The organism is Companilactobacillus sp. HBUAS59699 (genome assembly GCF_036913575.1).
Taxonomy (GTDB): Bacteria; Bacillota; Bacilli; order Lactobacillales; family Lactobacillaceae; genus Companilactobacillus.
Genome location: NZ_JAYKTV010000001.1, coordinates 296221 through 309596, shown reverse-complemented (window position 1 = coordinate 309596; position 13376 = coordinate 296221). Strand labels below are relative to the sequence as shown.

Sequence of the window (13376 nt, the reverse complement as noted above, 5' to 3'; positions counted from 1 at the left end):
AACAAAATGCAAATAATATAGATATTTTTAAAGTTTTTAAAAATCTGTGTTTATTTTTTTACAAATATTTAAGTTTTTCTTGATAGCGTTTACATAAATTGTGAAAAAGAAAAGCCACCCTTGGCAGGTGGTTTCTATTTAATGAAGCTAACTTGTTTACTGATTTCCTCGATCTTCTCCTCTTTACGACGGTTGAATTCAACTTTGTTCTTTTCAAATAAGTTATCACCGTTAGTATCGATTGAAACAATCAATGGTCCGAAATCTTTAACTTGATTTACCCAAAGAGTTTCAGGCATACCCAAGTCTTTCCATTGAGCATCGACAATACGTTCAACCTTTGTTGCAGCATAAACAGCATTACCAGCTGGATATACTAAATGTAAAGCCTTGTAATTCTTGCAGGCACGTTCTGTACCTGGTCCCATACCACCTTTACCAACGATCAGCTTAACGCCAGTTTCTTTAACGAATTGCTCTTCGAATTTTTCCATACGACTACTTGTTGTTGGGCCAACAGCAACCATTTCATAGCTGCCATCTTCCTTTTGACGTACGATTGGACCAGCATGTAAAATTGCCTTACCTTTGACATCAACTGGTAATTTACGTTTTTCTTCAACAACACGACGGTGTGCTACATCACGGCAAGTTACGATAATACCATCCAAGTAGACGATATCACCAATACGAATATCTGCTATATCTTCATCTTTAATAGGTGTTTTTAAGTGAAATTTTCTCATATCTCTACTCCTTTGTTTAATGGTAATTCATAGTTCAAGTCGCCATCCAAGATAATACGACCACGACGATGTGACCAGCAACCTACACTCAGTCCAACACCAATGGTTGAAGGGTGACGGGCTGTGTTGACAATGTTGACACCCATAACTGACTTCTTACCACCTAATCCTTGAGGTCCTAAGCCAATATAGTTGATACCATCTTCAAAGAGACGTTCCATCTTAGCGGCATTAGCGTTAGGGCTGACACTGTCGACTCTTCTCATCAAAGCCAATTTAGAATTCATTGCTGCCATCTCAACTGAATTAGCAACACCAATTCCGACTAGTAATGGTGGGCAGGCGTTGATTCCGTAACTAGTCATTTGATCCATAACGAAACGAACAATACCTTCATATCCTTCACCGGGCATTAGAACTTTAGCAATACCGGGCAATGAACAACCACCACCAGCAAGATATACATACATATCAAGCTTGTCGCTGTTACCGTCTATTTCAGTAATGATATTAGGAACACCTTTACCAATGTTCAAACCTGTATTGAATTCATCAAAAGTTTGAACTGCATTGTGACGCAATGGAGCTTCCTTAGTAACCTCAACCACAGCATCAGTCAAAATATCTTTTAATTCACCTAATAATGGGAAATTACTTCCTACTTTAACGAAGAATTGTACGACACCAGTATCTTGACAACTAGGTCTCTTTAATTTTTCAGCAAGCATTTGGTTCTCTTTCATAGTTGCATAAACCAATTGCTGTAAAGGATCAACTTCGATCTTAGATAATTCCTTTAACTTAGCGTTGACGTCATCTGGCAAACGACGACTAACGATTTTCATATAACTGACGATCATATCACGTAACTTAGTTGCCTGAGGAGACAACGTTTTTGCTTCGTATTCATAAGTAACTGCTGGCATTTGACTACCTCCCTTAATTTCTGACTATAGAATACAAGGCATTGGAAACATAAACTATCCATTAGTCATTCAATTACATCTGATAATTGGCGAACAAACCTGGGTAATTTTTGTCAGTATTATTGATTTTTTGGATAATTAAAGCCTAGTATTTTATCAATTAAATTACCGTTTACAACATGGCACTATAGTATTCTTGACAAAAAACACCCCTAGGTCTTTTTTGTCATTTGATCCCCAAATATAATTGCGAGAAATTTTGAATATGTCTAAACTAGTCTTATAAAGGAAGGGATTAAGATGACATCTTATCAAGCAACCGTCAATTACGATGAATTAATTTATGAGGTGGGAAGTTACCACTATAACTGGCACTCAGACATTGAACTCCTTTGGTTATTGACTGGAAAAGTCGAAGCCAACGTCGATGGTGAATTTATTAGTCTACAGCCAAACGATCTACTAGTAATAAATTCCAACCGTGGACACGCTACTTTTGCTGAAGAAGCAAATAGTGTCATGCTGCGTCTACACATCCCTCCAGAAGCATTCATAGAAAATGGCATGGAAGATACAATCGGAAAATTTGTGCTTAATTCCGTCGACGAGCACGTAAATCACTTGTACGAGCCTATCCGCTCTGCCCTCGCCAACTTGACGTATGCCAAAAGTCAGCTGACTAAAACTTCAGCTTATTTTGACTTGCTTAATAACTTGTCACAATTTTATATTCCTACTGATTCTAGTGAAAATACAATTGCTACACCTCGCCATCAAAAAGCTATATCCAAATTAACTGAATACTTGGAACAGCACTCCAGTGAAGATATTTCACTTTCAAAACTTGCCGATCAAGTCAATTACTCACCTACTTATCTATCAAAACTATTAAAATCACAACTAGGTATCACATATTCAGAATACGTAATGCGTTGTCGACTACAACAAGCTATTAGAGAACTGACTAGAAGTACTGACAATATCTCATCGATTGCCTTTCAAGTTGGCTTCCATGATTTAAAAGTATTCAATCAAAGTTTCAAAAAACACTTCGGCATGACACCTTCTGCTTATCGACAACAGTTGACGCCTAACTTGGTACAAAACGATCATCAATTTAAGCGAGCTTTGAGTGATGATAACAAAAAATTGACCGAAAAACTTATCAAGGAGCATTTGAAGTTAGAGACCAATTCAAGTCCCTGTCGTACTTGCGAATTCCGTGAATATCAAGAGAGATATTCCTCATTGATGAGTGATTTACAGAAGGTTGTTGAACATCATTAGATTGAACAAAAAGATCCAAGCCTTTATATTCCAATTCTCAATAAAACTAAGTTAAAATAACCATGTAACATTGAAATAATAAAAAATGAATAAGCGAGGAGTTTCAATTTGACAGTAATCTACCCTGTAGTTATTACCAAGAATGGACCTAGCAAGAAAATTTCATGCGTTGTTTCAATCAACAAAATGGTTAATTACAAATATGTGGTTGGATTCCAAAATTTTGAACACAGTATCCCTCCGTCCGAAATCTCAATTTAACGATTTAAAAACAAAAAAGACAGGTAAAATCAAAAATTTTACCTGTCTTTTTGCGTAATTTAGTTTTATACAGAGAGAAATTAAAGCAAATATTTAGAATCTCTCTCATGATCAAACGATGTCAAAATCTTAGGGCCATCATCTGTAATGACAATTGTATGTTCATATTGACAACTTAAACTGCCGTCAACGGTTCTAATAGTCCAGCCATCGTTTTCGTCTGGTTCGCTACATTCATAACTACCGACATTGATCATTGGTTCAATAGTAATGGTCATCCCAGCTTTTAAACGTGTTCCGTGACCTGGCTTACCATAGTGAGGTACATCTGGTTCTTCATGCATTGTAGGTCCAATACCATGACCGATATAATCTCTAACTACACCATAGCCTAGTTGATTCTCTGCATAGTCTTGAATCGCGAAACCAATATCACCAATTCTATTTCCAACTACTGCTTGATCTATACCCTTATATAATGACTTCAAAGTCACGTCCATTAATTTCTTCACTTCTGGTGTAGCCTCACCGACCACTAATGCGTGGCAAGCATCACTTAGGTAGCCATGATAATCGATAACTGTATCTAACTTGATCAAGTCACCATCTTTCACGATAATATCCTTACTAGGACAACCGTGGCAGATCACATCATTAACACTGATACAAGTTGAATACTTGTATCCCTCGAAATTTAACTCTCCAGGTGTGGCACCATGTTCAGTAATGTATTTGTATGAAAAATTATCAATATCCCAAGTTGATAATCCTGGTTTAACATAGCCTTCTAATTCGTGAAACAAGCCAGTAAGAATGTCTCCAGCTTCTTGCATCCCTTTGATCTCACGTGCTGATTTTAATGCTATCATTTTTTCTCCTCAAATAATTATAAGATTTTGTGATAAATATAATACGTCATTTTTTGATTTACAGGCTGACTAGGTTCGTGTGCTCTCGTAGAATATCCTTGAATAAAGCCTCGATGCTCGTAGAATTGATAAGTACAATTACTGTCAGTAAACAGATAAATATGCTTACCAGCATACTGTTTAGATAATTCAGCAAGTAATTTACTGCCAATTCCCTTGCCGCCAGCATTAGGATCAACAGCAAAGAGACATAGTTCTCCGTCTAATTTAAATTCTGATCTTAATTTTCTTAACATTTCAAAGTTAACTTGATCGTAGACACTAGACTCAGAACCAAATCCGATATTTGCTACACAATTTGCAACTGAAGAATAAAGAGTATTGAAGATACCCTGATCAACTAATACTTCGTTGTTGAACTTAGCGAATACGGCACCACAAAAATTATCATTTTCGTCATAAGCACCTAGTGTAACCGTGGCATGAGAATATTCATATCGTACTAAATATTCAGCATACATTTTTTCTATAAATTTTGATCTAGTATACCTATCAAAGTTCATCCCCACTGCTGAATAATCAGCCAGTTTGGAAAGGTCATTTTTATCAAATTGCTTTATTTTTATGATTTGATTACCCCCAGTATGTTTTATAAATTTAATTATCCAAAAATATTCTTATCCTCATTCAATGTAGACATTATAGCATTTTGGGAGCACTTTTCTTCTAATACTTGATTGAAACAGATTACTATTCAGGTAGAAAATGAAGTGAGCAAAATGACAAAATATATTGATATAAAGTACCCGGATGGGTCAGATAAAAAATTTAAAAACATCTCATATATTAATAACGATACAACTTATTTGACAATGGACAATACTATCAGTGAATTTCATATTAGAATACCTGCCCAATCAGTAGCATCCAAACTATATTTTTATATAATCAACAGTCATGATATCAACAATTCACTCATAGCAAAATTACCAAACCGCTATACTGCGGACATTGCCTTCATTAGATCATTCGACGGCAAATACAACATTCATGCGAAGGAAAAAATCGAGTTAGACGGTATTTATTCTGCCTATATTAGCGGTAATAATATTATTTTTGTCAAAAAAACAGAAAACCAGGAAGATTGAAAAATCAGTCTTCCCGGTTATTTATGAAGGTGAGTACAGGATTTGAACCTGCGCGCCGGTATTAACCGGTTCGCCGGATTTCGAGTCCGGTGCATTACCACTCTGCCAACTCACCATAATAAGAGGCATCCGCCTCTACTATTATATTATTAATATTGCATCAAAGTAAACATGTCGTACCCTTTAATTTTGTCACGACCGTGTAAATCAGTCAACTCAATTAAGAAAGCAGTTCCGACAACGATACCACCTAATTTTTCAACTAGATCAATTGTTGCGGCCAATGTTCCACCTGTTGCCATTAAGTCATCAACAACTAGGACTTTTTGTCCTGGTTTGACAGCATCTTTTTGCATGTATAGTGAGCTTTGTCCATATTCCAAATCATAAGTGACTGATTCAGTTTGACGAGGCAACTTACCCTTTTTACGTGCTGGGGCAAAACCAACTCCCAATTTGTAAGCAACTGGACATCCAACGATAAATCCACGTGCTTCGGGTCCAGCAATCATTTCAGCGCCACGACTCTTAGCATATTCAACTATTTCATCTGTTGCGGCAGCGTATGCTTTGCCGTCCAACATTAATGGTGAAATGTCACGAAATAGTACACCTGGTTCTGGAAAATCCGGAACATTAGCAACATATTTCTTAAAATCAATATCCATCTTTTAATTTCTCCATTCAATCTAACAGTGACAATCGTAGTCGCTCATCCACGACAGCAAATCATCAAAATCAGACTCAATTAATATTTTTTCAACATCATTGCGTTGTAATCTCTTAAGATATGTTGGAGATTCAATCAATTCGCGTTGTTGTGAAGCATTAGCTTTTTCAACAAAGCCATTTACCATTTTAACAAAATCTAGCTCAAAAAACACTTTTAAATAGAAATCTATATCAGTTTTTTTGTAACCGAGATATTCTGCTACCAAATCCATACCATCCGCTTTGATATTCTGATGTGTATAAAGGTACTTCAGAAAGTTCTTCATAGCTATCATATCAGGCTTCAAATACCGATTTGTTAAATCAGTATGGAAATATAATGCCACGTGGCTGGTTTGATTATTCTTGATAAATTCTTTGAATAATTCTAGATTGTGTGGTCGATCATAGATCAAAATATTTTTTCCATCACAAGATTCATTATACATGATTAACTTCACATTAGGGTGCTGGCGGTTTGCGGCTTCGTAATATGTTTCATTGAAAAAGACCACTGCATCAAACTTATTCAGTATAGCACCGGAGATCTGTTTGTTTCGATAATCAAAGTAGACATTTTGTAATTGGCTTATCTTTAGTCCTTCAGGCGATACTTCGAAGTCGTCCAACATCAATTGCAAGTTCTTACGACCCGCCCATTCGTTGATACCAAGCTCACCATAAACATCACAAATATCAGTATTCATATTCTCGGCTTTAGTGAACATGCCGAATCCAATTGCTCCAACCTGATGATTCTTGTCCGTGATATTGGTTCTTAAATGTGTTCCATCTTTACCGATAGCTTTGACTTGTGATAATGACACGTTACTCAATTTCAAAACCGGCTTAGGATTACCCATGCCAAATGGTGCCAGTTGATTGATTTCCTTGATCAAATCAAAATTCAAGTCTTGCAATCCTAATTCCAAATCAAAGTACTTAGTAACTGATCCTTCGGGATTAAAGTTCTGTTTGGAAGGTTCTTCCAACAACAATGGTGTTAACTTCTCCAATCCTTCTTTAGAAATCGAAAAACCACAAGCTTGAGCGTGTCCACCAAAACTTGCAAACAATTCATTATGTGCATTCAAAGCGTCAAATAAATTAAAGCCTTCTGGACTACGGCCAGATCCTTTATATAGCTGTGAATCTTCATCATATTGCATAACTAACGCTGGCTTGTTCTCTTGATCAACAGCACGGCTAGCAACGATTCCCAAAATACCTTGATGCCATTGATCGCTTTTTAGAATCAAAACATCATCGTCTTTTTGTTCAGCAATTTGCGACTCTGAATCATTGAACGCCGAGGCAACTAGTTCTTGACGCTTAGAATTGATTTCTTCAGTTTCATCCACTATCTCCTTAGCAAAGGAAACATCACCAGTAGTTAGTAATTCAACGCCTGAAGAGGCATTTGTCAAGCGACCTAAGGCATTGATCCTTGGAGCGATTTTGAAGCCAACATCCTCTTCAGTCATCTGATTGATCTTTAACTTGCACTTTTTGATCAATGCACCCAATCCAACGTGCTTGTTATCCGCCATTCGTTTCAAGCCTTCAGTCACGATCACACGGTTCTCACCTAATAGTGGCACAGAATCAGCAATCGTTCCAATGGCAGCCAAGTCGATCAAATCCAGGGCCTCGTCACCTAGTAACGCATCAGCAATCTTAAAGGCGACCCCAGCGCCAGACAAGTACGGACAAGTGTATTCCGCACCTGGAATAGTTGGGTGCACGATTGCGTCAGCTTCTGGTAATTCAGCTGGCAAGTCATGGTGATCTGTAACAACGACTTTAATACCACGATCCTTTAAATATTTAATTTCGTCCTTACCGCTAACACCATTATCAACTGTTATCAACAAATCAATATTCTGATCAGCCAAAAATTTATAGACATCCAAATTAGGACCGTAACCATCTTTGAAACGATCTGGAATATAAAATATGGGCTTCACGCCTAACTTTTGTAAGGTCAACTTCATAATGGAAGTACTAGTGACACCATCCGCATCGTAATCACCATAAATAGCAATTTTGCTCTCATTTTCAATCGCATCGTCAATTACTTCGAGCGCCTTATCCATATCATGAAGTCCAAAGGGATCTTGTAATTCTGTCACATCAGCATGAATGAAATCATCGATCTCGGTTTTCGAAGTCAGATCACGTGACATCAATAGCTCAGCCAAAATAGGACTGACATTATTCTCAGCCGCAAAATCTGCAATTTCTTTTTTAGTGGGATTTTTTCTTTTTTCCCAATTGATTAATACCACTACATCACCTACTAACTAAATCATTATAACAGTCTTTGTAACAAAAAAATAAACTTGACATTGCCAAGTTTACTTAGAAAATACTGCTAATGTTGTCTTATTCGCCGGCATACTATTTACCAACGAAGCTTGAATTGCCCACCGATTAGTACCACCGTCAGCACAAGTTATTAATGTTAAGAGTTTTTGCCCTTTTTCATCGTCTAACAAATAAACTGCTGTTGGAGGAACTATCTTCTTATAAAATATCTTATATGTATAAACCCGCTTCATATTAGTAATATATGCAAGATCACCAATTTGAGCATCCTCAAGTGGTGAGAACAACGCACCCTTAGCTGTCATATAGTGACCAGCTAGCGCATAATTGTTCTGACCCATCTTCTCATGTTCCTTCATCGTACCACCACCAGTGGATAAGGAACTATCACTTAATCCCTTAACAATAGGTAAATACAACTTGACCGAAGGAACAGCCATTTTACCGATCACAGCTGAGTCGTTATTGACAGAAGCCTTAGCAACTTGTGAAGCTGTCAGCGGTTTGACTTTTTTAAAATCAAACTCACCCTTTTTATTTTCATTCTTTTTGACCTTCGAGACTGTCAAAGAATTAAGATGTTGGTCTGAAATACGACTGACCGCATACTCTTTGATCGGTTCATTGAATATCAATACTAGTGCAACTAGTAAAAGAATGACCGTACCTATAATAGTAAAAAATTTCTTCATGGCTCTTCATCCGTTCAGATAATTTTATTTTTATATCAATATATTAAAGCATAACACAAAAAAAGTTAAATTTTTAAGCCGGAGTTAAGCTGAGAACTATAAACTGCGATAATACGTTATAATAGAATTAATTCAATATCGGAGGTAATTTTATGAGTATCCTTGTATTAGGTGGTGCGGGCTATGTTGGCTCACACACTGTAGATCATTTATGCAACATGGGCTATGACGTTGTCGTAGCTGACAATTTGGAAACTGGTCATCGAGCAGCCGTTAACGACAAAGCTAAGTTTTATCAAGGTGATGTTCGTGATAAAGAATTTTTGATCAAATTATTCCAAGCTGAAGACATCACTGACGTAATTCACTTCGCTGCCTTCTCCGTTGTTCCTGAGTCTATGAAAGACCCTCTGAAATATTTTGACAACAACACTTATGGGATGATCTCCTTACTAGAAGTAATGAATAACTTCAATGTTAAGCACATCGTCTTCTCATCTACTGCCGCAACATATGGCGAGCCAAAACAAATTCCAATCAAAGAAACGGATCCAACCGTACCTACTAACCCATATGGTGAAAGTAAACTAGCCATGGAAAAGATCATGCATTGGTCAGATGTCGCTTACGGTATCAAATTTATCGCCTTACGTTACTTCAACGTTGCTGGTGCTAAAGCCGATGGTACTATCGGTGAAGACCACAATCCTGAAACTCACTTGATTCCAGTTGTTCTTCAAACTGCCGCTGGTCAACGCGACAAATTAACTATCTTCGGTGACGACTACGATACTAAAGATGGTACTAACGTTCGTGACTATGTTCACGTTGAAGATCTCGCCGAAGCACATCGCCTAGCTATGGAATATCTTCGTGCTGGTAATGATAGCAATATCTTTAATTTAGGTTCATCGAATGGATTCTCAAACAAAGAAATTCTTGAAGCCGCCCGTGAAGTTACTGGCAAGGAAATACCTGCTGAAATGGGTCCACGTCGTCCTGGTGATCCAAGTACACTGATTGCTGACTCAACTAAGGCACGCCAAGTATTGAATTGGAAGCCTCAATATGACGACGTACACAAGGTCATCAAAGATGCTTGGAACTTTAAGATCAAACATATGAATGGTTATGAAGACTAAGAATATTGAGAGCGTGACAAAACACGTTTAATTTCTGAGTATAACCGAAAAAGATTTGACATTTACGTAGTAAATGCCAGATCTTTTTTTATTAAACGGAAGAAATTGTGTTTTGACACGCGTTTACGCTGTAAATTAATACATCCACCGAATTATATCACAACCTCTTTTTTACCCAAAAATCACAGTGTATGGTTGTATAGATTCGTAAATGGTAAAATAATATTACGATTATTAATCATCATTGAGGGGGAAATAATGAAACTAACCAAGAATGAAATAATTCGTTACAGTGTTTTTGTAGCAATTTTTCTAATTTTGCTCGTATATCCAGGACAAATAGTTAATTTATTCAAAATGTTATATTCTGTTTCATTACCACTGATTATTGGTGCTGCCTTAGCTTACTGTATTAATATTCTCAGTAGTGCCATGGAACGGTGGTTTTGGCCCAAGTCTAATAAGAAATGGGCTATTAGATTACGACGTCCAATCGCTCTATTGCTAGCTATCATAATTATTGTTGCCGTTATTGCTTGGGTATTAAGACTAGTACTTCCACAGTTTATTTCAGCAATAAGCAGTTTTTTCGTCAGCCTGCCTAATGTTATCGACGACATCAATAAATGGCTAAACAATTCTAATCAAGCTAGTGCCATAGCCTCACAATTAGAAACAACCAAGTTTGATTGGACATCGATTCAATCAAAACTAATGAAATTCGTTTCATCAGGATTGTCAGGAGTCTTCTCATCATCTATCTCGATCTTTGGAAGTCTATCCAAGGGACTCTTTAACTTCATCTTAGCCTTCACTTTTGCGATCTATTTAGTAAGTGGCAAAGAAAGAATCGCTGATCGCTTAAATCGTGTTTTAGATGCCTTTGTACCTCATAAAGTCATGACAAAAGCTCGTTACGTTTTGAGAATTACAGACAACGCCTTTTCTAGTTTTATTAGTGGTCAAACTATCGAAGCATTTATCCTTGGAACATTGTGTGCTTTAGGAATGTGGATTTTTAAGTTCCCTAGTGCTTTGCCAGTCGGAGCTTTGGTCGGTATCACTGCTTTAGTGCCAATGATCGGTGCTTGGATCGGTGGAGGAGTTGGGTTCGTACTGATTGCCGTAACGTCCCCTCTTCAAGGCGTATTGTTCGTTGTTTACATCATTATTTTGCAACAAATCGAAAGCAATCTGATCTATCCTCGAGTAGTCGGTGGTTCAATTGGACTTCCCGGCATACTAGTCCTTGCGGCAATTACGATTGGTGGTGGAGTTGCTGGTATTATCGGAATGTTACTAAGCGTTCCGATTGCTGCCACAATCTATCAATTAATCAAAAATGCTACTTTGAACAGAGAGAAAAATGAAGAACCATCAATACCTTCTGAAGATATCAAGTGACAAACAGCCTCGATTCAATTAAGAATTTTGTTTAAAGTGAATTTAATAGATGTTGCTATGCCGCTGATGGTGAACAACAATTCCATCTGCCGTGGACCGGTTTCAAACTTCGTTTTCAACCTCGCTTTGAAGCCTGTTGTCTTCAAAGTCGTCCAGTGTTCTAAGCGATAAATCGCTAAGAACACTTTTACGGCGGATTACATTGTTATCCACCATCAGCTAAGTTTGTATAATTTCTAAACTTAGTAGCCATTTTGCAACAATTTATCCTATAAGTCTTAATACCATTACAAGTAAATATCGTATTTACTTTGTTTAGACATTAAAAACATCCTCTCGCTCTGTTTATTTGGTTGGTAGCCGATAAACAGTATACCGAAAGGATGTTTTTTTAGCTAAAGCACTCACTAACCCCCACAAGTAAAACTTGTGGTTTATTTATCACAAAAATGAAAATAGAAGCATCACAGTAATTTTACCGTGACACTTCTATTTTTACATTATTGATATATTTAGCTGGAGGTCAACAGTAATGGAATCCGTGGCGAAAGTGGTGTTAATGCGGGTGGTTTTCCCACATTTACAGCACGGACGTCTTGACTGATTTGCGATTTGTGCAAAGCAGGCAAGCGAGGCATGAAACCGCTTTGTGACTCATACCGGTCCCGCCACAGATGGAATTACTGCTGTCCGGAATCGGAACGAATACACCAACCCCTACTTAGAAATTAGCTGTATCAGGATCTGTTGCCAGGCCAGCAACACCATGCAAGCCATTGATTGTCTTCATATCTTCGTCAGAAATTTCAAAATCAAATAATTGGGCATTTTCCTTAATTCTATCAGCGTGAACTGACTTAGGAAGTGGCAAGAAGCCTAATTGCAGTGACCAACGCAATACTAGTTGAGCAACTGACTTGTTATAACGTTTTGCCATTTCTTGTAATTCTGGTACTTGGAAAATCTTACCAGTACCCAGTGGACTGTAAGCTTCACTTAAAATATTGTATTCATTATTGTAATCAACAACATCTGGTTGTAAATCACTTGGGTTAAGGAAAATTTGGTTAACCATTGGTGTGACATTAGCCGTCTGCATCAATTCATTCAAGTGTTCGCCACGGAAGTTAGAAACACCGATTGCACGTGTCTTACCACTCTCCAATAAGTCTTCCATTGCACGCCATGTTTCAGCGTTAACTTCTTGCCAGTGATCACGGAACTTAACTGGATTAGGCCAGTGGATCAAGTACAAGTCAACGTAATCAACGTCTAATTCTTGCAATGAATGATCCATTGCCTTGATAGTTGAATCATATCCATGATCATCATTCCATAACTTAGTAGTCAAGAACAAGTCATCACGCTTGATACCTGAGGCCTTGATTCCTTCACCGACGCTATCCTCATTGCCATATGCTGCTGCAGTATCAATATGGCGATAACCTGCATCAATTGCCGCTTTAACGCTTTGCTTAGCAACTTCACCATCTGGTGTTTGCCATGTACCAAATCCTACGATAGGAATTTCAACACCATTACTAAGTGTATATGTATCTTCCAAACTATTTAAATCTGCCATTAGTTACTCCCTCAAAAATAAATTTATATTAATATCATAACAAAACATCATCAATGATTAAAAAATAAGGACTCGGCAATTTTAAAGTACAAAATTTTTCGTCGTCTATTATCAAATATATTTATTATACATACTACATATACAAATAGTACAAAAAATAGTGTATTGTTTGATATCATCCACCCAACACTATACAATCGACTAAATAATTTATTAGATTCATATAGTTAGTATCAAGATATGTTTTGGTGCAGCTTTGTCTCAAATGATAGAGAAACAA

12 protein-coding genes and 1 tRNA gene are annotated in these 13376 nt (G+C 37.2%); 4 read left to right on the top strand and 9 right to left on the bottom strand.

The features are described 5' to 3' along the window. Nucleotides 1-134 precede the first annotated feature (134 nt). Together ttdB and ttdA are read right to left on the bottom strand one after the other, a co-directional pair. On the bottom strand, nt 135-746 hold the full coding sequence (gene ttdB, locus U8519_RS01625; RefSeq protein ID WP_334328582.1) for a L(+)-tartrate dehydratase subunit beta: 612 nt from the start codon (nt 744-746) through the stop codon (nt 135-137). Then, nucleotides 743-1672 carry a L(+)-tartrate dehydratase subunit alpha gene (ttdA, locus tag U8519_RS01620; RefSeq protein ID WP_334328581.1) on the bottom strand — a complete coding sequence of 310 codons (930 nt, stop codon included), beginning with the start codon at nt 1670-1672 and terminating at the stop codon, nt 743-745. Before ttdA ends, ttdB begins: the two co-directional genes overlap by 4 nt. Before the next feature lie 300 nt (nt 1673-1972). Here ttdA and U8519_RS01615 point away from each other — a divergent pair, with 300 nt between their 5' ends. Next, nucleotides 1973-2959: an AraC family transcriptional regulator gene (locus U8519_RS01615; protein WP_334328580.1), complete on the top strand. Its 987-nt coding sequence runs from the start codon at nt 1973-1975 to the stop codon at nt 2957-2959. Nucleotides 2960-3300: 341 nt separating this feature from the next. Here the strand turns inward: U8519_RS01615 and map are convergent, their stop codons facing one another. Together map and U8519_RS01605 are read right to left on the bottom strand one after the other, a co-directional pair. Next, entirely contained in the window at nt 3301-4089 is a 789-nt protein-coding gene (gene map / locus U8519_RS01610) for a type I methionyl aminopeptidase (protein WP_334328579.1), read from the bottom strand. A gap of 17 nt (nt 4090-4106) precedes the next feature. After that, nucleotides 4107-4652, bottom strand: coding sequence for a GNAT family N-acetyltransferase (locus U8519_RS01605; protein ID WP_334328578.1), 546 nt, complete (start codon nt 4650-4652; stop codon nt 4107-4109). Between the two features lie 216 nt (nt 4653-4868). On the opposite strand from U8519_RS01605, the gene U8519_RS01600 reads away from it, so the two are divergent. Then, the gene (locus tag U8519_RS01600; RefSeq protein WP_334328577.1) at nt 4869-5237 is read left to right on the top strand and encodes a hypothetical protein; all 369 of its coding nucleotides are present in this window, start codon (nt 4869-4871) and stop codon (nt 5235-5237) included. A gap of 27 nt (nt 5238-5264) precedes the next feature. On the opposite strand, the gene U8519_RS01595 is transcribed toward U8519_RS01600, so the two are convergent. The 4 genes from U8519_RS01595 to U8519_RS01580 all read right to left on the bottom strand — a co-directional run bounded on the left by U8519_RS01595 (nt 5265) and on the right by U8519_RS01580 (nt 8968). Then, nucleotides 5265-5352: transfer RNA gene (locus U8519_RS01595), tRNA-Ser, on the bottom strand. Nucleotides 5353-5386: 34 nt separating this feature from the next. Then, entirely contained in the window at nt 5387-5905 is a 519-nt protein-coding gene (locus U8519_RS01590) for an adenine phosphoribosyltransferase (RefSeq protein WP_334328576.1), read from the bottom strand. 21 nt (nt 5906-5926) lie between these two features. After that, on the bottom strand, nt 5927-8236 hold the full coding sequence (gene recJ / locus U8519_RS01585) for a single-stranded-DNA-specific exonuclease RecJ (protein ID WP_334328575.1): 2310 nt from the start codon (nt 8234-8236) through the stop codon (nt 5927-5929). 69 nt (nt 8237-8305) lie between these two features. Continuing rightward, complete coding sequence (locus U8519_RS01580; RefSeq protein ID WP_334328574.1) at nt 8306-8968, bottom strand: class A sortase; 663 nt, start codon at nt 8966-8968, stop codon at nt 8306-8308. Between the two features lie 152 nt (nt 8969-9120). Between U8519_RS01580 and galE the strand changes: the two genes are divergently transcribed. Then, the gene (gene galE / locus U8519_RS01575; protein WP_334328573.1) at nt 9121-10110 is read left to right on the top strand and encodes a UDP-glucose 4-epimerase GalE; all 990 of its coding nucleotides are present in this window, start codon (nt 9121-9123) and stop codon (nt 10108-10110) included. Between the two features lie 258 nt (nt 10111-10368). After that, nucleotides 10369-11514, top strand: coding sequence for an AI-2E family transporter (locus tag U8519_RS01570; protein ID WP_334328572.1), 1146 nt, complete (start codon nt 10369-10371; stop codon nt 11512-11514). Nucleotides 11515-12235: 721 nt separating this feature from the next. Here U8519_RS01570 and U8519_RS01565 read toward each other — a convergent pair. Continuing rightward, nucleotides 12236-13096, bottom strand: coding sequence for an aldo/keto reductase (locus tag U8519_RS01565; RefSeq protein WP_334328571.1), 861 nt, complete (start codon nt 13094-13096; stop codon nt 12236-12238). Nucleotides 13097-13376: the final 280 nt, after the last annotated feature.

Bases quoted from the DNA above. Each gene is read 5' to 3' on its own strand.
- U8519_RS01590 (WP_334328576.1), bottom strand. From the start codon at position 5,905: ATGGATATTGATTTTAAGAAATATGTTGCTAATGTTCCGGATTTTCCA.
- U8519_RS01605 (WP_334328578.1), bottom strand. From the start codon at position 4,652: ATGAACTTTGATAGGTATACTAGATCAAAATTTATAGAAAAAATGTAT.
- map (WP_334328579.1), bottom strand. From the start codon at position 4,089: ATGATAGCATTAAAATCAGCACGTGAGATCAAAGGGATGCAAGAAGCT.
- U8519_RS01615 (WP_334328580.1), top strand. From the start codon at position 1,973: ATGACATCTTATCAAGCAACCGTCAATTACGATGAATTAATTTATGAG.
- U8519_RS01570 (WP_334328572.1), top strand. From the start codon at position 10,369: ATGAAACTAACCAAGAATGAAATAATTCGTTACAGTGTTTTTGTAGCA.
- U8519_RS01565 (WP_334328571.1), bottom strand. From the start codon at position 13,096: ATGGCAGATTTAAATAGTTTGGAAGATACATATACACTTAGTAATGGT.
- U8519_RS01580 (WP_334328574.1), bottom strand. From the start codon at position 8,968: ATGAAGAAATTTTTTACTATTATAGGTACGGTCATTCTTTTACTAGTT.
- ttdB (WP_334328582.1), bottom strand. From the start codon at position 746: ATGAGAAAATTTCACTTAAAAACACCTATTAAAGATGAAGATATAGCA.
- U8519_RS01600 (WP_334328577.1), top strand. From the start codon at position 4,869: ATGACAAAATATATTGATATAAAGTACCCGGATGGGTCAGATAAAAAA.
- ttdA (WP_334328581.1), bottom strand. From the start codon at position 1,672: ATGCCAGCAGTTACTTATGAATACGAAGCAAAAACGTTGTCTCCTCAG.
- galE (WP_334328573.1), top strand. From the start codon at position 9,121: ATGAGTATCCTTGTATTAGGTGGTGCGGGCTATGTTGGCTCACACACT.